At 44.7% G+C, this 22,740-nt stretch carries 17 protein-coding genes; 10 read left to right on the forward strand and 7 right to left on the reverse strand.

What is annotated here, in order from left to right:
- Positions 1-70: 70 nt before the first annotated feature.
- Positions 71-697: an NADPH-dependent FMN reductase gene (locus tag A5868_RS03070; RefSeq protein ID WP_010781783.1), complete on the forward strand. Its 627-nt coding sequence runs from the start codon at positions 71-73 to the stop codon at positions 695-697.
- Complete coding sequence (locus A5868_RS03075; RefSeq protein ID WP_086306198.1) at positions 694-3,126, forward strand: flavocytochrome c; 2,433 nt, start codon at positions 694-696, stop codon at positions 3,124-3,126. The genes A5868_RS03070 and A5868_RS03075 overlap by 4 nt, the downstream gene beginning before the upstream one ends.
- A gap of 324 nt (positions 3,127-3,450) precedes the next feature.
- On the opposite strand, the gene A5868_RS03080 is transcribed toward A5868_RS03075, so the two are convergent.
- The gene (locus tag A5868_RS03080; protein ID WP_086306199.1) at positions 3,451-4,383 is read right to left on the reverse strand and encodes a helix-turn-helix transcriptional regulator; all 933 of its coding nucleotides are present in this window, start codon (positions 4,381-4,383) and stop codon (positions 3,451-3,453) included.
- 113 nt (positions 4,384-4,496) lie between these two features.
- Here A5868_RS03080 and A5868_RS03085 point away from each other — a divergent pair, with 113 nt between their 5' ends.
- The gene (locus A5868_RS03085; protein ID WP_086306200.1) at positions 4,497-5,132 is read left to right on the forward strand and encodes a DJ-1/PfpI family protein; all 636 of its coding nucleotides are present in this window, start codon (positions 4,497-4,499) and stop codon (positions 5,130-5,132) included.
- 52 nt (positions 5,133-5,184) lie between these two features.
- Here A5868_RS03085 and A5868_RS18760 read toward each other — a convergent pair whose 3' ends face one another.
- The 6 genes from A5868_RS18760 to A5868_RS03110 all read right to left on the reverse strand — a co-directional run bounded on the left by A5868_RS18760 (position 5,185) and on the right by A5868_RS03110 (position 8,037).
- Positions 5,185-5,277, reverse strand: coding sequence for a type I toxin-antitoxin system Fst family toxin (locus tag A5868_RS18760; RefSeq protein WP_114525190.1), 93 nt, complete (start codon positions 5,275-5,277; stop codon positions 5,185-5,187).
- 92 nt (positions 5,278-5,369) lie between these two features.
- A complete protein-coding gene (locus tag A5868_RS03090) occupies positions 5,370-5,957 on the reverse strand; it encodes a DUF2922 family protein (RefSeq protein ID WP_086306201.1) in 588 nt (195 codons plus the stop codon).
- Positions 5,958-6,014: 57 nt separating this feature from the next.
- A complete protein-coding gene (locus A5868_RS03095) occupies positions 6,015-6,431 on the reverse strand; it encodes a hypothetical protein (protein WP_086306202.1) in 417 nt (138 codons plus the stop codon).
- Positions 6,432-6,498: 67 nt separating this feature from the next.
- Complete coding sequence (locus A5868_RS03100; protein ID WP_086306203.1) at positions 6,499-6,711, reverse strand: DUF2922 family protein; 213 nt, start codon at positions 6,709-6,711, stop codon at positions 6,499-6,501.
- 14 nt (positions 6,712-6,725) lie between these two features.
- A complete protein-coding gene (locus A5868_RS03105; RefSeq protein WP_086306204.1) occupies positions 6,726-6,929 on the reverse strand; it encodes a hypothetical protein in 204 nt (67 codons plus the stop codon).
- 328 nt (positions 6,930-7,257) lie between these two features.
- A complete protein-coding gene (locus A5868_RS03110) occupies positions 7,258-8,037 on the reverse strand; it encodes a hypothetical protein (protein WP_176281401.1) in 780 nt (259 codons plus the stop codon).
- Between the two features lie 653 nt (positions 8,038-8,690).
- Here A5868_RS03110 and A5868_RS03115 point away from each other — a divergent pair.
- The 7 genes from A5868_RS03115 (at position 8,691) to lepB (ending at position 22,637) form a co-directional block, all read left to right on the forward strand.
- The gene (locus A5868_RS03115) at positions 8,691-9,800 is read left to right on the forward strand and encodes a tyrosine-type recombinase/integrase (protein WP_086306205.1); all 1,110 of its coding nucleotides are present in this window, start codon (positions 8,691-8,693) and stop codon (positions 9,798-9,800) included.
- A 508-nt stretch (positions 9,801-10,308) separates the two neighbouring features.
- Positions 10,309-12,285, forward strand: coding sequence for a SpaH/EbpB family LPXTG-anchored major pilin (locus A5868_RS03120; protein ID WP_086306206.1), 1,977 nt, complete (start codon positions 10,309-10,311; stop codon positions 12,283-12,285).
- Positions 12,286-12,431: 146 nt separating this feature from the next.
- The gene (locus tag A5868_RS03125; RefSeq protein WP_086306207.1) at positions 12,432-17,120 is read left to right on the forward strand and encodes a prealbumin-like fold domain-containing protein; all 4,689 of its coding nucleotides are present in this window, start codon (positions 12,432-12,434) and stop codon (positions 17,118-17,120) included.
- Positions 17,121-17,897: a pilin N-terminal domain-containing protein gene (locus tag A5868_RS03130; RefSeq protein ID WP_086306208.1), complete on the forward strand. Its 777-nt coding sequence runs from the start codon at positions 17,121-17,123 to the stop codon at positions 17,895-17,897.
- 114 nt (positions 17,898-18,011) lie between these two features.
- Entirely contained in the window at positions 18,012-19,733 is a 1,722-nt protein-coding gene (locus A5868_RS03135; protein ID WP_086306238.1) for a sortase family protein, read from the forward strand.
- A gap of 34 nt (positions 19,734-19,767) precedes the next feature.
- The gene (locus tag A5868_RS03140; protein WP_086306209.1) at positions 19,768-21,975 is read left to right on the forward strand and encodes a glucosaminidase domain-containing protein; all 2,208 of its coding nucleotides are present in this window, start codon (positions 19,768-19,770) and stop codon (positions 21,973-21,975) included.
- Positions 21,976-22,043: 68 nt separating this feature from the next.
- The gene (lepB, locus tag A5868_RS03145) at positions 22,044-22,637 is read left to right on the forward strand and encodes a signal peptidase I (protein ID WP_086306210.1); all 594 of its coding nucleotides are present in this window, start codon (positions 22,044-22,046) and stop codon (positions 22,635-22,637) included.
- The last annotated feature ends 103 nt before the right edge of the window (positions 22,638-22,740 follow it).

Genomic DNA, 22,740 nt, shown 5'->3' on the forward strand with positions numbered 1-22,740 from the left:
GGATTATGACGGCTGGATCTATTTTTTTATAAATAAATGTTCGTGATTTCACAATAAGGGAGCTTTTTTTATGAAACTAATTGGTATTGTCGGGACAAACTCAGACCGATCAACGAATCGGAAGCTAATACAATATATGAAAGAACACTTTTCGGACCAAGTAGAGATCGAGGTTTGCGAGATTAAAGATTTTCCAGCATTTGATGAGCCGGAGGACAAAACATCCCCTTCAATCATCAATCTTCTTTCAGAGAAAATCGACCAAGCAGATGGGGTAATTATCAGTACGCCTGAATACGATCATTCGATTCCAGCAGCGCTTAAAAGTATGCTCGAATGGTTGTCCTATACCACACGTCCGCTGATGGACAAACCTGTGATGATTGTGGGTGCATCCCATGGATCATTAGGCTCCTCGAGAGCGCAAGCACATTTGAGACAAATTCTGAATGCCCCTGAACTAAAAGCACGGGTGATGTCTGGAACAGAATTTTTATTAGGTCAATCCTTGCAAGCCTTCGATGAAGATGGTCAGCTCATCTATCCAGAAAAAGTGAAGGAGCTGGAAGAGTCAATGGATGATTTTTTGTTATTCGTAGATATTACCAATCAGTTAATGGCGTCAAATCCGTATAAAACGAAGAAAGACCAAAAAGTCATTTGGGAACAAGCAGTGGAAGGGGTGGATAAAAAATGAAATTCGTGGGAATCGTAGGGACAAATGCAAAAGAATCATACAACCGTAAACTATTAAAATTCATGAAAAAACATTTTAGTGACAAGGCTGAAATTGACATTCTAGAACTAGATAAGCTTCCGCTGTTTAATGAGTCGAAGGATCAATCAGAAAGCCCAATTATCCAGTTGTTTAATACAAAAATTTTAGAGGCGGATGGCGTAATCATTGCCACACCTGAACACAATCACTCGATTCCGTCTTCGTTAAAAAGCATTCTGGAGTGGTTATCGTTCAACCTGCATCCATTCGATGGAAAACCAGTGATGATCGTCGGTGCCTCTTATGATGTGCAAGGGTCATCAAGAGCTCAATTGCATTTACGTCAGATCTTAGATGCGCCTGGGGTGAATGCATCAGTGATGCCTGGGTACGAATTCTTATTGGGATGTGCTCATCAAGCGTTTGATAAAGAAGGAAACCTCAAACAAGGGCGAACCATTGATTTCTTAGAAAGCTGTTTTTTACGGTTTATGAGATTTACAGAAGTCGCCAATCTACTGAATGTTCCCGAAGAAGTTGTCTTCGAACCGGGGGCATATACAGTCGCTGCCGTAGGTCATAATGGGGATCTTCCGATGGTAGTTTCACTATCGAACAACCGAATCGAAGCGATTGATATCGATACTTCAGGTGAGTCTGAAGGGATTGCGGATGTCGTATTTACAAGGATTCCTTCACAGATCATTGAAGGTCAAACGTTAAATGTAGATGTTCTTTCAGGGGCGTCTGTAACAAGTAACGGGGTCATTGATGGTGTTGCCAAAGCAGTGAAGGCAGCGGGTGCCAATCCAGATATTTTGAGAAAAAGAGCAAAAGCACCAAGTGCGACAGATACAAAAGACAGGGACTATGAAACGGATGTTGTCGTTGTTGGCGCAGGGGGTGCGGGGCTAGCCGCGGCAGCAAGTATTTTGCAAGAAGGAAAAAAGGTTATCGTGGTGGAAAAATTTCCATCTGTGGGAGGAAATACGGTACGGACAGGCGGACCAATGAACGCGGCCGATCCTGAATGGCAAAGTACCTTTGAAGCTATTTCTGGCGAAAGTCACACGTTAAAGGAAATCGTAGCGATCAAGGAAGAAACGATCGATCCTGAATATCTGGAGGATTTCCGTGCATTGAAGCATCAAATCACGCTCTATTTAGAAGAAACGACGAAGAAGACGGGCTATCTCTTTGACTCGACACTTCTTCATCGGATGCAAACCTATTTAGGTGGGAAACGAACAGATAAACTTGGAAACGGTATTTATGGGCAATATGATTTGGTAAAAATATTGACAGATAAAGCCTTAGAATCCGTAGAATGGCTAGAAGACATTGGTGTTGAGTTTGATAAAGAAGAGGTGACCATGCCTGTTGGCGCCTTGTGGCGAAGAGGACATAAACCACTAAAAAGCGAAGGGTTTGCATTCGTTTCCGCATTACAAAAGTTCGTTGAATCCAATCAAGGAACGATCCTTACTGACACGGCAGTAAAAGAGCTTATTATTGAAAAGGGTCACGTGACAGGCATTATTGGAACTGGACTGAACGGGCAACAGACGACTATTCATGCCAAGGCCGTCATCCTTGCTTCAGGAGGTTTTGGTGCAAATACAAAAATGCTCAAGAAGTATAATACCTATTGGACACAGATCGACGATGACATTAAGACATCGAACTCACCAGCGATCACCGGCGACGGCATTCTATTAGGACAAAGTGCTGGAGCAGAACTCGTTGGAATGGGCTTCTCTCAAATGATGCCAGTCTCCGATCCTGAGACCGGCGCATTATTCAGTGGCCTGCAAGTACCGCCACAAAACTTTATCATGGTGAATCAAGAAGGAAAACGCTTCGTTAATGAATACGGGAGCCGAGATGCTTTGACACAGGCAGCGATCGACAACGGAGGTCTGTTCTACTTGATCGCAGATGAAGTGATCAAAGGAACAGCCTACAATACAACGCAAGAAAAAATTGACAAGCAAGTCGCTGAAGGAACATTATTTAAGGCAGATACGCTTGAAGGTTTAGCAGAACAGCTAGGGATAGATGCAGTCGCTTTTAGAGAAACGATCGAAAAATACAATCACTATGTAGAGGTTGGCCACGATCCCGAATTTGGAAAAGACGTGTTCGATTCCAAAGTTGAAGTAGCGCCATTCTATGCTACACCGAGAAAACCAGCTGTGCACCACACCATGGGAGGTCTGAAAATCGATACGGGCACACATGTATTAAATGAACAAGGACAAATCATCCCTGGATTATACGCAGCAGGTGAAGTCGCAGGAGGGATTCATGCCGGAAATCGTCTCGGTGGGAACTCTTTGACAGACATTTTTACATTTGGAAGAATTGCAGGGAAAACAGCTTTACAAGATACTCTAGTAAATGAATGATAAGTGAAATAAAAGTAAAAAGCCAGCCGCTAGCGTTCGCGTAAGTAGCTGACTTTTTTAGTTCTATCCTATAAATTTGTAAAGCGGATGGGAACTTATCGACCACCATTTCCTTCTTATACACGTGTTTTCAGTCTCAGATGGGATCAAATGCGATTATGTGTCGATTCTCTTTGTTCATTGTTGAGTCATGATCTGAAATCAATGAAGCCAAGCATTGCCCTTTATTTTTCAAACAGTTCAGCATATGCAGTATGAGGGCATCTTTTTATAAATATTTCTTTCAGCTTCTTTTCTTTCTTCCTCAAAAATCCCGTTTTCTTTTCACCCCTCATACAACTTCGCAACGCGCGCTATTTTTTGTTTTAATTCCTGCCGAACATGGGGAGGCTCGAGGCATTCACACGTTTCCCCGAAGCTTAAAAGCATGGTGTAGTAATAATCGTTTTCGATGAAGGGAAACTGGACGATGAAATGCTCTTCTCCATCGGACGAGCAGTCGTCATATTCGCAAAAATCAAGGATTCGTTCCATCAGTGATTGATGGACGCGCAAGGTGATCGTCGTTTGTATTTCTTTCAAATGATCCGAAAAGTCCAACACTACTGGTTGATGTTCCCGTGGTTGATACGTGGATTCTTTCAGCTTTAAATTGGACATCCTAGATAATTTGAACAGCCGAAAATCTTCGCGGATGCAGCAATACCCGTGAAGATACCAGTGGGTTCCTTTTAAGAGGATCTGATAGGGTTCGACGTGGCGCTCGGTGACTGTTCCGTTGCGGTTTGTATAGTCAAACGAAAGCTGTTTTCTTTCTAGTATAGCCAATTTCAGAGATTCCAAGTAGGGTTGCAAGTTCCTATAGCCGATCCATTGACTCAAGTCGATCCGTATTTGATCCGCTTTAAAGTCTATCTCCTGCACTTTATCGTTTGGGATCAGGCTTCTCATTTTTATGACGGCATTCACTAATTCCTCGTTTTCGACAAGCGTCGTTAAGCTAGAGAGTCCGGTCAGAATGGTCGTGATCTCGTTGGATGAAAAAACATGTTTATCCAGTTTGTAGTTTTTCATGATCTCGATCCCACCATTTACACCGGGTGTTGAAACAACGGGAATCCCAGCCAGATTGATCGCGTCTATATCACGATAAATCGTCCGCTTCGACACCTCGAACATCGCCGCGAGCTCTTGAGCACTCACGCGTTCCTTCTCGAGAAGAATCATGATGATACTGACTAACCTGCTGATTTTCATTTCGATCCCTCCACTGAACTTTTTTTTTGATTGTTGACGCATAGGTGTCAACAATAGGTACGTATAATACTAATAGAACAAGCAACTTATGACAATCAAATGGAGGAAAAATAATGAAGACAATTTATCTTTATGTACTCGATACGTTAGCAGACTGGGAGATCGGGCACCTCACTTCGGAAGTACAATCCAAACGCTTTTTCAAAAAAGACGCAGAAAAAGTAGCGATAAAAACAGTCAGTCACTCTAAAGCACCCATTCACACAATGGGAGGAATCACGATCGTTCCCGATGCGATCGTCAGCGACATCGTTGCCGCAAAAGAGAACCTGCTGCTCCTGCCTGGGGCAGATACATGGAATGACCCTCGCCACGACGGCATTCTCGACAAAGCAAAAGAATTTCTTTCACTAGGCGGAACCGTAGGCGCAATTTGTGGAGCGACAGCAGCACTTGCGAACAAAGGCATGCTGGATTCAACTCCTCATACAAGCAATGGCCCGGGTTTTCTTGAAATGGTCAGTCCAGATTATAAAGGGCAAGAGTTCTATGTAGATCGATCCTCCGTTTCAGCCAACAATCTGATTACCGCAGGATCAACGAATAGCCTGTCCTGGACAAAGGATATTATCGAAAGTCTGGACGTCTTCCAGCCAGATACATTAGAAGCCTGGTATCAGTATTTTGATACAGGAGACGCGAACCATTTCTATGAGCTGATGAATACTTTACCAGCAGCGATGGATTAAGAAAGTAACGTGGGCAGAAATTTTTCTGCCCACGTTTTTATCCTTCCAGTCGTCACGGATCGTGCTCTTGCAACCAGTGGTTGACAAGGGCAATGACCAATCCCACGAAGAGCGGTGCTAAGATGTAGCGGATCAGCTCCTTCAAAGGCCTCACCTCCTTCCGCTAGTGAGAAGGGGTGACGACAGTTGGTTGTTTTCCTACGCAATTTATTCGGTTTTCAAAGAACGAACGAGGGATCACTGACCTTGATCCGGCACGTTTTCTTGTTTCCGATGGATTAGACGTTTCCATAGGTTTTCCCGCGGCTTCCTCCTCAGCTCCTGCGCTTGGTTGGACGAGGGAGCGGATTCGGAATGAAGGCTGACAGGTTCTTCACTAGAGCTTGTGCTTTGGGTTTCGGTTGGTGCTGGTTTTTTTATTAATGACGGTTGGTCGACGGCTGTAGTGTCTGCCAGCGAGACCTTCGGGAAATCGTTGGTGGTCATCTTTATCGGGACTAAGGCCGTTTCAATGGCGCGCTCCACAAGGGGCAAGGAGAAGCAGCCTGTTTTTTCCTCCAATGTTGGTTTTTGGTTGAGGTCTTCGTTTAAGTTTTCGCCTTCGAAGATCTTCACGCGTTTTTTTGTCACAAGTTTGCCTGTAAGGACGGTGTCGAATTGTTTCACACCGTCGATTTCAAAAATATCTAATGCCGTTAATAGTTCGCAGGCGGCTTTCATTTCTTGCGGAGTTAAGTTCGTATCCACATCTGTGTAGCGCCAGTTGAAGGGCTTGCCGTTGCCATCGGCAAAGGTCGTGACTAAGTCTGTTCGTTCGTTGGTCATGGGTGGTTGTCCTTTCATTTATAATCTAAGTTTGCGTAGGTAGGTTAATAGTTAGTTTCACGTTTCGGTGGTTTCTATTTTTCCGGATGCTTCTGTTTCTTCATCGAGACGGACAGGGGACAAAAGGGAACGGACAAGGGACGAAGCTTTTTCCATAAAGTTGCGGACGGGAAATAACTTCAATCGCAGCGCTCGGAATTCGGGCGCCATGAAGTAATCCGCAAAGTAATGGAAGAAGCGCTTCATGGTACGAGTAGCTTTCGTGTGTAAAAACAAATGACGAACGAGATCCTTGAGGAATCCTTTGAATTCCTGTGCGCCCAATTGTTGGCGGACCCTTGTGGCTAAAATGTATTGGATCGCGGTACTGCTGTTTTGTGTCAATTGGTAAAAACGAGTGATGCGAGTTTCTAACGTCGGTGCTTGTAAATGGAATAATTGGTTCTGGTTCAAAGTGATTTTCTGTTCTCTCATGGATCTCGTCCTCCTTTATTGTAGAGAGGAGGGCGGAAAAAATCCGCGACTCCTCAATGGTTATTGGTTAAAAAATCGGTGTTTCGATGGTTTCGACGTACTCGGCACTTTCTACCGTATCGAATAAAATGACGTTGTCTTTCTTGAATAGCTTCAATCCAGCGAAGCGTTCCAACAGTCCTTTGACTTCACTGGGCTGCTTCGTCGTATCGGGATTGGCGTAGCTCCACGAATGGCTCTTGCCTTCACTGGTTTTAAAAATCGCGACTAATTTGGTCATTCTTTCTCCTCCTCCTATTTCACATACCGACTTTGACTGGTCAAGATCACGCAGTCAAATTCACTGTTCTCTGGGGCAAAGGCGGTCATGATCTCGCCTAATTCTAAAATGGCTTCTTCCGTTGGGTCGTCGATCACGTTTTGAAAGTTTACTCGTTTCATCTTTTCTAATCCTTGGTCGATCTGCACTTGTACTTTTTTTCCTAATGGTTGAATCATGGTGGTTCCTCCGTTTTCTTTTTTTTGGTTCCGGCCGGTGACTAAAAGATAGCGGATTCAAAAAAATAAGGCAAACGGCAAATTTGCCGTTTACCCCTCAAATTTGCAGGTTTGAAACGGTCCAATGCGGGTTCCAGGGTTTTAACTGGTAAATTTGGGGGGTGTTTGGTAAATTTGCCAGTTGACAAGACGAAGGCTTTTTTTGTTTAATAAAGAGTTTCGCGAAAAAAGCTTATCTCTCTGCAAAATACGCCGAAAAGCGCGTCAGAATAGGACGAAAGACAGAAAATGAGCTGGATCGAGTGACTGATCCAGCTCATTGCTTCAACTATTCATGCGTATAAGACGCTGGATCAAATGCTTCATAGGCATCACACAGACTGATCCGATTGAAGTGCTTCAGCAGCTCGCCGTGAGAGATCGGAAATGTCTGCAACAGCGCGCGCTTACTCAGCGTACGGGAAAACGAGTTGTTCGGAAAAGGAAGATAGTGGGTAGGGGATTTACTGCGCTCCGTGAAATAGAAGCACTCGCGACGAAGCGTCGCCAATGCCAGGCACGCCCGTTCCAGTCGTCCCACCAGACTACGGCGCTGAATCGGAAAAAGAACCCGCTCGCCAGAAGTCAAGGTGGCGATAAGTTCGCCATAGACGGTCTCCGTGTACTGGATTTTCAACGGATTGACCCAGATGGCCCGCTCGATGCTTTCCAACGGACAAAGTGTAAAGAAGGGACAAATCCACGGAGACATATATTTGCCAAAGCAGCCAAACGACTGCAAACAGGTACTCATCTGATGGTAGTTAGAAAAAGAATACGCCTCTGCATACATCTGCAACGTCTCTAATGGACTGACTTCACTGCGATAATAGGTGTTCCCCGAAAGAATCAGCGAGCCCTTTCCTACAGGAAGCTGCATAAGCATGTCGATCTCCTGGATCTCCAATGGGGCAAAGGGCTTCGCCATCGAAAAAGCCAGTGACCACAGCGCAGACTTGCCTTCAGCATCAAAATAATCCCTCTTATCACCAATACAACCCTTTTTAACAAATGCCAAAGGGTTAGAAATAACCCAATCTTTCCCTTTACTTTCAATTACATTTTCCATAATGTTACCTCCTCATAAAATATATGTTTCAAGGCTCTATGCTTACCCCAGCCTTGTCCGCTTGGATGTGTAGAAAGATTTACTCGACTGATTCTGCGCCCTCCTATCTTTTCTTCTTATCTTCAGTCCTCGTTAAATTCTTTTTACATAATAAATATAAGACAAAACGAATGTAATTATTTAAGTTTTTTCAAAGCGGGATAAAATAAATAACGGTATTTTTAGAAAATGAATGAAATTTTTGTTTATTTAGATATAATAATGTGGGGAATTAAATAAAATCTCTTAAATGAATATAATAAAAAAGCACCTTCTTAAAATGATTAAGAAAATGCTTTTTTTAATCTAGTTGATAAATGTTCTTAATAAGTGATGATTATTATTTAAATATTTCTTAGTCTTCTAGAAACTAGGAACTTTAATGTGGAATGCTTATTACTTGTTTTTTTAGTTATCTTTATTATCTAAATTATAAATTATATAAGAGTTTATTGCAATGTTCTTTTGTAAAATAACTTAAAATAATTTTTTTCTAAGTCATATTACAGTTTATTAATTTTAAAAAAATGAAAGTTATAAAAAAAGGGGTTTTTGTTTGCAAATCCTCATTTGCCGTCAAAATTACCGTCAATTATATAGGAGGAATCACAACAATGCGCAGAGGCGAAAATATCTATTATCGAAAGGATGGACGTTGGGAAGGACGTTACATCAAAGGAAAAAAGACGGATGGCAAAGCAAAATACGGTTCCGTCTACGGAAAGACGTTCCAAGAAGTCCGAGCCAAGCTCTATCCATTAAAAGCCAAATATCAATCCCTTCACTCAACACAAGGAGAATCGATCATGTCCTTTCAGGAATGGTCTGTCTATTGGTTGGCGGAAGTGAAGCCAGAGATCAAACAATCCACATATGCAAATTATAGGTACAAGCTGAATCATTATGTCTTGCCAGAGATCGGAGACTATAGCTTGAATGAACTATCAGAAGTCGATGCCCAGAGACTATTCCAGCGATTAAAGCATCGAGAGCTGAGTTCTTCGACGATTCACGGCATCTTTCGGATCGTTAAGCAGACGATCCATTATGCGATCCAGAAAAAAAGAATGAAAAAAAATCCTTTCCTATATATACGTGTTCCGAAGATGCCAAAGAAAAAGCAGCAATCCTTGACCCGATCGGAACAAAAAAACTTAGAAACGATCGCCCTAGCAGAAAAGAAAGGTCGGGGACTTCCTGTCCTACTCGCACTACACGCCAGCTTGCGAATCGGAGAGATAGCTGCTCTTAGATGGCAGGATATCGACTTTGAAGCGAATCAGATCCATATTCATTCCACCTATCAACGGGTACTATCGGATCAGAAAAAGAACGAACGGACGACCTTGATCTATACAGGATCGAAGACGGAATCTTCCATACGGACCATTCCGATCAGTCAGACATTGAGAGCCGCATTACTTAAACACAAGGTTCGAGCAAAAGGTGCTTTCGTGTGTTCCACGAAGGACCATCCTTCCGAACCAAGATTATTGACCTATCATTTTCATCGTATGCGGGAAAAGGCAGGGTTGATGAAGGTCCATTTTCACCAATTACGCCATACATTTGCGACCCGTTGTATAGAAAGTAACGGCGATATCGTTAGTATCAGCGCCTTGATGGGACACAGCTCTTCACAAATGACGCTAGATACCTATGCAGATACGATGATGGAGCAACGCATCCAAGTCGTTCATCGAATGGAAAAAGTCTTATCCTAGAAGCGCTTTCAAAAAATTCTTGAACGTCTCTCGGAGAGGCTTTTTTTTATTTTTCGAGTAAGCGCTTACTATTATTTGTAAGCGAATTGTTTGTCCAACCCATTAATTTTATTGTTTATTAAAAAAATCATTTTACTATATTTTTGTTATTTAAAAAGAGCGTTACCCCGTCAGTTACCGTCAAACCCACTGCTAGATGCCTATAATAAAGGCTTAACATAAATAATCCTAGTTTCTAGAAGACTAAGTAAAAATGTGCTTAAAATGTGCTTTAAATTGGGAGGGTGAATGAAACAAGTCGACATTTTAATACTTTGAAAGGAGGTATGTTTATCGAGGGACAGGCATACTAGTTTTTTTATTAGTTTCCAATACACCATCTAGAACTGGAATCCTCCATTCAAAGTATTGGAAAAGTAGATAAATGAAAAAAAGCGGCAACCTCTTTTCATTTATTTATTTTAGCTAATTAAGGAGTAAAAAACAAAAAGGAGAAAAGGAGATTATTATGAAGAATAAGAGAAAATGGATAAGTAAAGCGGCTGTTAGTTTAGGGTTGTTAACAATGTTTGGTGGGGTAGCAGTATCTACCTTAGGTGCAGCGAGTCCAGTTTATGCTGCACAAACAATCAGTAAGAATCCAACATCAGATGATAAGACAGCACGTACGATTACGTTATGGAAATATGAAATTAAAAGTGCGGCTGAGCTAGGTGAACGTGGGGACGGTTTCGAATTAGCTGGAACTGCACCAGAATTAGCTGGAAAAACGCTAATGCCAGATGTTTGGTTTGAAATTGTACGTGTTAAAGCAAATGCAGGAAAAGATTTGACAGACCCTGTTAAGCAAAAAGAAGGCGCTGCCGAAGACTACACGATTGATCCTACTTTCCCACATGCTTCACAGGTTGGAAAAAATAAGGCGAAAACAGATGCTGGCGGTAAATTAACTTTTGACGTTAGTTCTTTGTTAAATATTTCTGGTGCTACTGGGCATAAAGACGCTGACGGCATTTATTTAGTAAGAGAAATCCCGAATCCAAATACTGGAAAATATGATTACACCGTTACTGAAGAAGGACCTGGCACGTACCTTGACCCGGCTGATGGCAACAAAATCAAGAAGGAAATTTCTACTCCTATGAATCCATTCTTTGCACATTTGCCACAAACAAAACGTGTGAAAGATCCTTCTGATCCAGATAAATATATTTCAAGTGGTGAACTGATTTATGATCTACACGTTCATCCGAAAAATATTGTTACAGATAGTGAATTAGATAAGACAGTTAATGGTGGTAAAGGACACTCAATCAAGGCAGGTCAACCTTTCCAATGGGAAGCAACAACGAAACTTCCAGATGGCTTATACTTCAAGGCTGATAAAGATATGATCATTACAAACGTAGTTGATCCAGACGATCATGATAAATTTCTTCCAGACTTGCATGTTTCGGCAGGAGATGAAGTCTATGCGAATTATTACTACGTACACGATGAACTGGCGAAAGAATTGCACTTAGATGATGTAGAGGTTGAATTCTATAACCCGACGACAGAACTTTGGGAAAAAATGACGCTTAACAATGAATATGAAGTATTTAAGAACAAAAGTACTACAAAAGAAGCTACTGGTCCAATTACTGACGGAGTAGCTGATAAGACAGATATCCGCGTTGAATTAACACAAGCAGGTATGAAGAAAATTGAAACACTTACACCTGCTCGCTATTCACATATCCGAGTAATTTATAAGACGCATACAGAAGTTGACTTCAATGGAGTTATCACAAATAAATACGATACTGGCTATTTGATTCCTGGTCAGAAACCAAAAACAGATACACCTGATGACGATCCTGAGTACTATGATGGTGGATTTAACATTAAAAAGACTGATAAAGCAGGCACAGACTTATCTGGTGCTGAATTCCATATCGCATTAACTAAAGCAGATGCAGAAGCGAAAAAATTCTTGGGTTCTGACGGAGAAGTTTACCAGTTAAATGATGATGGCACTACGACCCCTGCATTACCGACAACACCAGTAGCTGTTTACTTACTTACTTCTACTTCAGATGCATCAGGAAATGCAAAATTCGACGGATTGAAACTTGATTGGTTTACTGATAATCCTGCGGGAACAAAACCAAGTGATGGAAAACAAGATCCGAAAGATCCAACGGAAGCTACTTGGCCTAAGACGGAACCAGTTGGCGGTGGAGATTATATTCATAAAGATTACTGGGTAGTGGAAACAAAATCTCCTGCTGGATTCGAATTATTAGGAACACCACAAAAAGTAACGGTTGATTTGTATTCACACAGCAATGCAGGTCCTGAACTTACTGTAGTCAATGAAAAGAAAACTGACCTTCCATTCACAGGGGGCGCAGGTATGACTTTAATGATCGTCATCGCATTAGGCGCAATCACTATCGGTACGGCTACGATCGTATTAGAAAAGAAACGTCGTCAAGCATAAACGATGCGAAGCAATGATCTATTGAATACCGTTTACGAAGAGACTGCCCTTGCGGCAGTTCTTCGTATCACTTTAATGAATGGCGAACACGGTTCATTCATTGATAGATTGTCTCTTAAGGAGATGATGGAAAGGAAAGGAAGACGATGAGAAAACCGATTCAATATAAACGCATGGTCCCCCTCCTTCTTCCAGTAGTGGTGATAATAGGCGTCTTTTTCTTCTATTATCATGGGAAAGCATTAAAAGCATCAGCGCCTGACTCATTGGTCAGTGTCACCGTAGACAAGAAAGCCGTTCCGAATGATTCCTTGACGACAGAGGAAGAAGAAGTGGAGCTGGCCCTGAAAGCAAAAGAAACGGCTCTCTTAGAATTGCCGTATGATGACACCGTTTCTGTCGTTCCTTTGGATGAAGAAGGACAAGAAGTAGCCTATCCTCAGATCGATTCTTCTGATTTTAAAAAGGACAAGGCATTAAAGTTTTTTGACGACCGCTTGAAGGCAGAACAGTCAAGTGAGGACGAGAAAACAAAAGAAGAAGAAGCAAATGAAATAATGAAGGAAACAGAGGAACGTCTTCCTTATTATCAAGTACATAAGCCTGAAAGTAAGGGGAGTTTCTATTTTGAATTAGAGAAAGATCAAGTTCAGCGTGTCCGTATCAAGCGCTTAACGAAGAAAGAAAAAACAGTGAACATCCAGTTGTTAAAGGATACGACGAAGAAACAAGGAATCGTTGTGTTCAAGGCGACGGAAAATTTAGAAGCAGTGAATCCGATTCCAGAAATTCCGATAGAACCTGAACAAGCTGCTGAAGAAAAGACTGAGGAAGAGGAAACGCCTCCAGCAAATGAAGAAACCCCAAGTGAAGCACCTTTAGTAGAACAGGCAGCGCCTGAAAAAAAGGGAATTAATCCGCAAGGGATTAGTGTGACCGATCCGTTTAAAGTAACCGTAACTCTAGGGAAAACAACCGGAGTAGATGTTGATGATAAACCAGGGAGCCCTAATGGTCCAGGCTACGATAAGAGTGTAGATGATGATATCGTTCGAACTTTTGACCAAGTGAGTTATCGAGTGACTGCTGGGATTTCCAATATGGACTCAAAATATAGCGGTGCGCGTGTTCGTTTGGATATGGAATTGCCAGATGCATGGCGAAAGGATTCCTCTGGACAAGTACGTCAAACTGCTGAATTTGTTAATGGTACATTAGCGGATACAGGAGGTGGGAGCAAGAAATCTATTCGAAGTAGTTGGGCGACAATGACGAATTCTGCCACTGGACAAGCCTTTTTTACAGAAACGATTGAAACCTTTGGTGGGATAAATGGTGATCAAGTAAAGCCAAAATTTACCTTGACCATTGAAAGTGCGACTTTAAGTGCTGGTGGGACGGAGACCATTAATCAGGTGATTGATGGTAGTGTCGTATCTGATTTGAACGATAAAGTTTATATTAGTGCGAAGCCGCTTGTGGATGTGAAATTAGTTTGGAATAGTACTAAGCGATCTAGCTTTGAAAAAGTTTCGGGTACAACTGATAAACCATATAATTTAGTATCTTCAATTGCTTCTTATGTTCAATTAAAACCTTTACCTGGAAGGGAAGATGTGACAAGCATCAAAGGGGCAACTTATCCGGTAGGAGGAATCAAATATTCAATTGATCAAAAAATTAAGTTTACAAATAGTAGTACTGGAAATAGTAAATTTTTGAATGTTGGAACCGATACAGATCCTGTTCAAGTCATTGCATACGATGGATTTAGTGGATTAACTTTACCAAATAGAAAATTTACTAACGAGTATAATAGTTATTCCAGCTCATATGTTCCTATATCAATGCAGGGAATGAACGCTCCAATAGGGTATACAAAAAAAACTTACCCACCAAATCAGCCATATAGTAACTTTATAGGTGTTTATGATACGGGTGACCCTGTTGTAAAAAATAATTCAGCGAATAAAAGCATAGATATCGATAACGATGACTATGTACCGATAAGTGTCGGTAAAAACAAATGGTTCTTTTCAGGGAATCAAATGCCTAGCAATGCAGAGCCTTTTTCAGTTGTAGCAATGCAGTTAGCTTTCCCATATGAATATCTAGAAAATATTCCAGGAACCTCTACTAAACTAGATTATATACTCTCAGTTTCAGAGATTTCTTATGAAGGGAATAATCAAGAAATTAATTCTACAGTGACGATTCCATGGGATCGTCACTGGCCAGGGTCTATTGTAAGCTATGCGAGCTTATTAAATGCTCAATATAAACCACTGAGTTCAGCTTCACCGCTCAACACATGGTCAAGCTACGGTGATGGAGCTACAACAAAAGGAAATAAACTTATCGGCAGTTTCACATCTTCGTTTACAGATATAGAAGCAAAAATAGCAGTACTATACGGAAGGTGGAATGCTAACAGTTTCAAATATGATAATTCAGTGTCTACTGCGATTAGTGGAAATGAAAATATGAAAAATATGAAACGTTTTTATGGTGTTGGACCTAAAATTCCAAATATCTCATTAAGATCAAAGAATAGTATAGAAAGTGCTTATACTTGGTATCCTTCTGTTTCGGCTGCAGAAGCAGCGGGTGAAATAGTTGCTGTGAAAATAACAGGAGAACCGACAGCCTCAGATGGTTATGCAGGCTTGAAATTTTGGGCTCCATTACGTGCGGTAGGAAAAGTAGGTGCAGTAGATTCGTCTGGAAATAAAAATATTGCAATTACTAATAGTTTCACTTTTAAAGATGATTCGGAAACTTTATCTAAATATGCTCCGCTTTCTGGATCAATTGACTATAAAGGCACAGAGTATAAAGATGATGGAACCATTAAGGACACGCATAGCCCTAGTAATTTATGGGGTGATACACTGTATATTGCACCAATGACTATTCGTCCAACAATCACAACAAATAAGAAGACATATGCCCCTGATGAAACGGTTAAGTGGACTGTTGATGGGAAAGTCGAGAGCGGTTCTGAAAATAATCATAAGGTACAGTTTGAAGTTAAGATACCGAAGGAGACGCAATACACACCTGGAACAGCGAAAGACCACAAAGGGAATCCGCTACCCAATCCAATAATTGTAGAAAATAGTGATAGCTACACTTTAAAATGGGTGCTAGATTATATGGCTGTAGGAAGTACTTATAATCCTAAAGTTGTATTTGATACGAGTATTGTTTCTTCTAAATTGAATTTTGATAATAACGTGGCTGCTTTGAAAGGAGAAGTCATTTCTGAAGTTTACTTAGAAGAGGATAGTTCAATAAAGGATACGTCTATTGAAAAACTTAGAACCAGTACGAATGATTTTACTGTTACTAACTCAGGAGTAATCGTAGTAGATAAAGTGGTTGATAAACCTTATATCGAAAGTGGAAATAAGATTGATCCAGCGAAGCCTTCGATTGCCCATCCGACAGACTTTACGTACACGATTGCCTTTAAAAATCATTCTTCATCAGTGATGGAGCGGGTGCGTATCTTAGATGTATTACCCTATAATCTTGACGACAGAGGGACAAAGTTTAAAGGTGATTATTCGGTTGTGCAGGTTAAACAATCACCAAAAGGCGTAGAAGGAGTGATTTACTATACAGAAAATGATGCTTATTATCCGGGATTTAATCCGAATCTAGTGTCGTTAAGTGGTAGTGGGTGGAAAAAACTAGGAACGGATATGTCGGTGCTGAAAAAAGCCAAATCTATTATGGCTGTCTATGATGCTTTGGCTCCAGGGGAAGACATGTCGATCTATCTAACATTACGACCATCTGGGCAACAAGCGGGAGACCAATATGTTAACACCACTTCTTTGAATTCACATCTGAACGAACTTGTTCAGGGTGTTCCTAGCACCGTTCGTGTCTATGGTCGTGACCTATCAGGGGTTGCTTGGTATGACGACAACTTAGATGGTGTGATGAATACGAAGACTGCTGGTGGCGATGAAGACAAGGCGAAGGACATTCCTGTGAAGCTGTATCGGACGAGCTTAGAGGTTCCTTCTTATAAGAAGGAGCTGGTGAAGGAGAGTCTGACGGGTGAGGAATTTGTGACTGCCGCAGGTGAATCTAAGGTGAAAACAGGCTCGGATGGCACGTATAAGTTTGAGAACTTGCCAGAAGGAGACTACATCGCGGAGTTCGTGATTGGAGAGAAGGTCGTTCAGCGAGAAGTTCGAGTGACCAAGAAGCTTCAGGGAACGGACCCGGCGAAGAACTCTAAGGCGGATCAGGATACTTATAAGACACCTGATTATACACAGCCAGTAATAGCGGATATTGCTGCGGAAAATGCGGCAGACGCGAAGCACCATGTACCACATGTCAATCTTGGTTTGATCCGACCGTCGACGATTCGTTTGTTCAAGTTTGAGACGGGGACGGCGACGGATGGTGATGGGGATGGAGAGTTGAGTGAGGCGGAAAAGGCGACAGGGAAACCACTTAAGGGTGCGGAGTTTGAGGTCTATGAAGGCGATGCGTCGTCGCCGTTTGCGACGGAAACGACGGATGAATTCGGCTATCTGAACTTCCTCAAGCTCTTCCCTGGCGAGCATACATTGATCGAGACCAAGGCACCTGCGGGATTTGAATTATTGAAGGACCCGATCAAGGTCACGATCACAGAAGGGAACCAGACGATCAAGGTCTTCCAGGATGACAATCCTGCGACGGAACTACCATTTACAGGAGGGAAGGGTCCGCTGTTTGCCCTCTTGCTTGCCGCGAGCGGCGCGATGGTCCTTGGGTTTGGCTACATGCTTTGGTATTACCGGATGCCGAAGAAGAAAGGAGGAAGATAAATGAATAAGTTCATACGACTAGGCACTATCTTCCTTCTCGTCTTCGGCGGGCTGGGCATGACGCAGCAGGTACAGGCAGAGGAGGCTTCGGCTGAGACGGAAGCGGCTGCGACAGAAAAGACGGAGGGGTATGCCATCTCGATCATGAAGTATCGACTGGAGGACCCGAAGCTGGTGGAGGATCAATTGCCGCTGGATGGGACCAAGGCAGGAGAGATCAAGGATGGCAATGGGAAGGCTCTCGACCCCCTCGAGGGCATCTCCTATGAGATCACCCGGGTCTCGCCTGTGCAAGGGACCACAGATTTCGAACCGATCATCGGGGAGTCGGCGTTTACGACGACGGTGACGACGGATAAGACGGGCTTGGCTCGTGCGACGAATTTGGTGCAAGGAACGTACCGCGTGGTAGAAAAGGATCATGAATTATTAAAGGAAACGATGGAACCCGTGATCCTGGAATTGCCGTTGCCGCAACGTACGGGCGAGGTGCTGAATGAAGTCTATCTTTATCCGAAGTCTGGTGTCCTTACACCTGAGGACCCGACGAACCCGCCGCCGAAGGACGACCCGAAGAATCCGAATGATCCGAAAGGGAAGCTGCCGGATACGAAGGGCGGAAAGACGAACGCGGCATCAGAAGCAGCCAAGGAACGTCTGCCGCAAACCAGCGGGAATATCGGTTCGTACCATTCCCTGCTGCTCGTTTTAAGCTTCATTCTCATCATGACGTTGATTGGCTTTCGGGTCATGAAAACGAAGAAGTTTGATTTCTGATGAAAAGAGAGTAACTCGGGCATTGTGAGTTACTCTTTCTTTTCTAAATTTTTGACTAAAAAAGGATGGCTGATCGTGAGTAAACAACCGACTAGTAAACGCACTAAGTTCGTCATGAGCTTTGCCATTTTTATGATCGTCGCAGGGGTCATCGTCCTGATGTATCCGATCGTCGGGAATTACTTGGCGAATCGGGAGCGTAGTCAGGCGAGTACTGCCTATGATGACACGATGGAGAAGATGTCAGCCAAGGAAAAAGACAAGCAGTACGACTTAGCGAAGAGATACAACCAATACATTTTCGAGAAGCAACAAGGTAAAGGAAAACCGGTCGAGCCGATCGTCTACCAATCGGTGGTAAAGAACGACTCGAAGGTGATGGGGACCATCGACATTCCCGCCATCGATATCAAGAAGATGCCCTTTTATCATGGGACATCCTTCAAGACTTTGGACAAGGGACTGGGACATCTAGAGGAATCCTCGATCCCGATCGGTGGAAAGGATACCCGCGCCATCATCACTGGACACAGCGGGGTGAAGAATCAGGTGCTATTCTCAGATGTGAAGAATCTGGAGGAGGGCGACCTGTTTTACATCAATATTCTAGGCAAGCGTCTGGCGTATAAGATCGAATCCTTTGAGGAGATCTTACCCAGCGAGGCGGAGAAGGTGAAGATCACACCGGGCAAGGACAAGGTGACGCTCTTGACGTGTACACCGCCGGGGATCAACACGTATCGGCTGCTGGTCAATGGGCATCGTATTCCTTACAAGGATGCGAAGAAAGCCAAAATTAAAAAACGAAATCTATGGAGCTATCAGAACGTGGTGTTAGCGACCATTCTTATAAACCTGCTGCTCTTTATCGTCTTGATGCTGATCTATCGGTTCTGGGTGAAGCGTTTCCGTTCGGATGATCCTCTCGTGGCTCACCGTGCACGGATTCGTCTGCGCCGTCTGTTCCGAATCACGCGGATCTACTTCGTCTTGATCTTCATGGCGATGCTGGCGGTACTGGCACTGGCGGCCTATGGTTATGTCCAGATGCAGCAGGATACCACCCTGGGCGCGGTGGATGTGGGGCAGAGTGAACAGCTCAGTACCTTCAATCTGGATAAGAGCAACCGCGCGAACTATGAAGAGAAGCAGATCGCCAGTGTCAATGTCGCGAGCTACGCGGAGGCACGGGGGAACAGCTTCGATACGACGAATAACTGGGGAATCGGGAAAATCACTATCCCAAAGGTCGACATTGATCTGCCTATTCTTGCCGGGATCGCGAACCAAAATCTCCTGACCGGAGCCGCGACCTATCGGGCAGATCAACAATTAGGAAAAGGAAACTATGTCCTCTTGGCCCACAATATTTTCGAGACCGATGTCCTGCTTCACCGCATTAAGCAGTTGAAGATCGGGGACAAGGTCTATACCACGGATTTCAAGGACATCTACACCTATGACGTCTCCTTGAATAAAGTCATCGAGGAGACCGAGGTGGAGTATGTGGATGCCAAGACCAAGGATGGAAAGCAGACCCTGACGCTGCTTCGATGCGAAGGGGATATCGGAACGATCTATCGGCGGGTCGTCCAAGGGAAGCTGTCGGCGGTCGAGCCGATCAATGGCGCGAGTAAGGCGATCCTGAAGGAGCTGGGGGTCACGGCGAAGCAGCCGAAGCCGACAGGGCAGATCCTTGCCAAACGGCGGATCACCCCCTTCCAGCAATTCACGATGCTGATCGCGGCGAAGTTCGTCTCCGAACCGCTCCAGACGATGGTACCGATGTTTTTGTTCTTTTTATTGCCGATATTGTTCTTTAGCTTGATTCGCTGATACGAAACAGAGAATAGGAAAGGAAACGTCATTCATGAAAAAGATTGTTGTGGGTATATGCGGCGTGCTCGTCTTCCTGGGCGGCTTGGCCGGACTGCGCAGCGGTGCGCTGAAGGCAGACGAGCTGGCAAAAGACACTTCTTTAATAGTAGAAACAGGGACGGTGGATGGTGGCGTCGCGGTGCCGGAGAGCAGTGTGCCGCCTGTGACAGAGAGCGTGGCGCCAGCACCAGCGGTCGACGCACCACCTGTTATTCAGCAGCCGGAAGCACCAGTGACGGGGTCTTCGGACCAGCCGCCTGTCGCTTCTTCGCAGGAGGCAGCGGAGGTGCCGTCTTCAGAGTCATCGACGGTCGCCCAACCATCCGACAGCAGTGCAGGTGAGGACACGTCGACGACACCAAGTTCCACGACCGCTTCTAGTTCAGCGGTCTCTAGCGACAGCAGTACCTCGAGTGTCCCGCCGATCTCTGGCAGCGGAGGAACTCAAGGCAGCACGACGGTACCCAGCAGTACGACAAGTTCTGCTGCATCGAGTTCGACAACACCAAGTTCGACAACACCAAGCACGACGAAGCCGAGTGCCACTGCACCGAGTTCAGACGTGCCAAGTCCTACCGTGCCGAGTGCATCGGACAGCGGTTCTTCGACAGCACCTGCTGCTCCGCCGAGCAATGAGGTACCTTCAACGCCAGCGGCACCTGCCCCTGTCGCACCGAGCAGGGCCAGCGTTCAGTCGACACCCTTTGCGGCACCGACTGCCCCTGAAGCCTTTGATGCGACGAGTACCTTAAAGCTGCCGGAGGATCTGAAGGCAGCGGAGGTGGCACAGTCTGACTTGAAGGGCTATGAGCTGCCGCTATTAAGCAGCTTCGAGGACAAGAACCAGGCGGCGATGATCTATGAGGGCATCCGAAAAGTAGGTGTGAAGCAAGAAGATCACTACGAGGTGAAGGACTTAGCCGATGCCTTGTATCAGGACTTATTCGATCAATCGATCACCAAAAAAACAGAGAAGCTCCCCGAAGAAATTCCAGTCGGAAGTCTCCTCTATCAGAAGAAAAAGAACAAAGAAACCTTGATGGGCATCGCCCTCGGTGACGACTATTATCTGACGGTCGACGATGTCGAACTGGAGGACAAGGACGCAGAGGACAAGGATGTAAAAGAAAAAGAACGCCAAGTCCTCGTGGAATCACTGGATGTCGAGGAGGACGTGCTTGTTCAGACATTGCCGAAAGCGACTCTGACGGCGCACGGAAAAGAAGTCTTAGCGGACTATCCCGCTTCTATGAATTTCACGGAGAACGAGAGTGCCAAGGCCTTCATCGAGAAAGTCGGAGAGGACGCGCAAAAGCTGGGACAGGACTACGATGTCTTTGCCTCAGTGATGATCGCGCAAGCCTTGATCGAGAGCGGGTCAGGCACCAGCACGCTGTCTCTGTCACCGAATCATAATTTGTTCGGGATCAAAGGGACCTACAGCGGACAATCCGTCTCGATGGCGACACAGGAGGATCGGGGGAATGGCGAGCTGTATTCGATTCGCTCGGCCTTCCGCAAGTACCCGAACTATGCGGCGTCACTTGGGGATTATGTCCAATTGTTACGGGGCGGCATCTCCGGCAATGACAATTATTACCAGCAGGCGTGGCGCTCCACCGCCAAGAATTATCTGCGGACGACGCAGGCGCTGACAGGCACCTATGCGACGGACACGACCTATGGGAAAAAATTGAATTCCATCATCGCCTTGTACCATTTGACGAAATACGATGGACCGAAGATCGACGGGGATTCAGGCCTTTTCATCAAAGAGAAAAAAGACATCCCGTCGGAATACCGCAGCAAGCTGAAATACCCAGCCTTCAACGGGGTGAATTACAATGCTTCGGGGTCATATCCGACTGGGCAATGCACGTGGTACGCCTTCAATCGAGTGAAGCAATTAGGAAAATCGGTCGATGACTACATGGGCAATGGCGGACAATGGGCAGCCAAAGGCAAGGCAATGGGCTACCAGGTCAGTCAGAAACCAAAAGTCGGCTGGCTGATCTCCTTCAAGCCAGGTGTGGCAGGCTCTGATCCGCGCTACGGACACGTCGCCTTCGTGGAGGCGGTCCGACCAGAGGGCATCTTGATCTCAGAGGGCAATGTCTACGGCGGCACGACGATTTCCTATCGGGTGATCGACACCGCTCTGGCGACCTCGGATCAAGTGACCTATGTCAAAGCAAAATAAGAACAAAGAAACGATTCGTCAGAGGGACTCTGACACCACTACTTTATAAACAAGGAGCACTGTAACCTATGGCAACTGTTCGTTCGCGTCAATTGAAAAAAGGCGAGAGTCCGCCCCAACGCTCGATTGGAAAGAGCTTGATCCTGACGATCTTAACGCTGCTCGTCTTAGGCGTGCTGTTCTTCTCAGGGCAGCTCGTCCGCAGGGAATACAGCTTCCATCCGATCTCCGGCACGTCCATGAGCCCCAGCTTGACGGAAAAAGACATGGTCTTGGTCAAGAAGCGGGCCTCGATCCGCCGCTACGACGTGATCGCCTTCTCCGTAAAGGGTGAATCAGGAAAATTCGTCAAGCGAGTGATCGGGATGCCGGGGGACACGATGTTCATCCGCAACGATCGGATGGTCTTGAATATCGGGGAGCACGGCACCTTTGAGACGACCTATACGTTTCAATTGTCGCCGGCGGTCGCAGAGGAATTTCAGGATATGGCGAAGATCCCAGCGGGTCTGTATTTTACGACAGGCGACCACATCGACGTATCGAAGGACAGCCGCACCTTTGGCTTTGTCCAAAAAGAAGAAATCGAGGGGAAAGTACAGCTCCATCTGCCGTCTATGATCAAGGATCAGGCGGCGTTGGAGGGACGAGCCGCTCGTTAGAAGGGGAAATAGGATGTTCATACTCGCAATAGTCAGTGCCGGCTTCGTGATCGCAGCCATCAGCGTGACACTCATTCGTCTCGCATTTGATCGGCGATTCCGC

This window comes from Enterococcus sp. 12F9_DIV0723 (assembly GCF_002174375.1).
In the GTDB taxonomy this organism is placed as follows: domain Bacteria; phylum Bacillota; class Bacilli; order Lactobacillales; family Enterococcaceae; genus Enterococcus_A; species Enterococcus_A gilvus.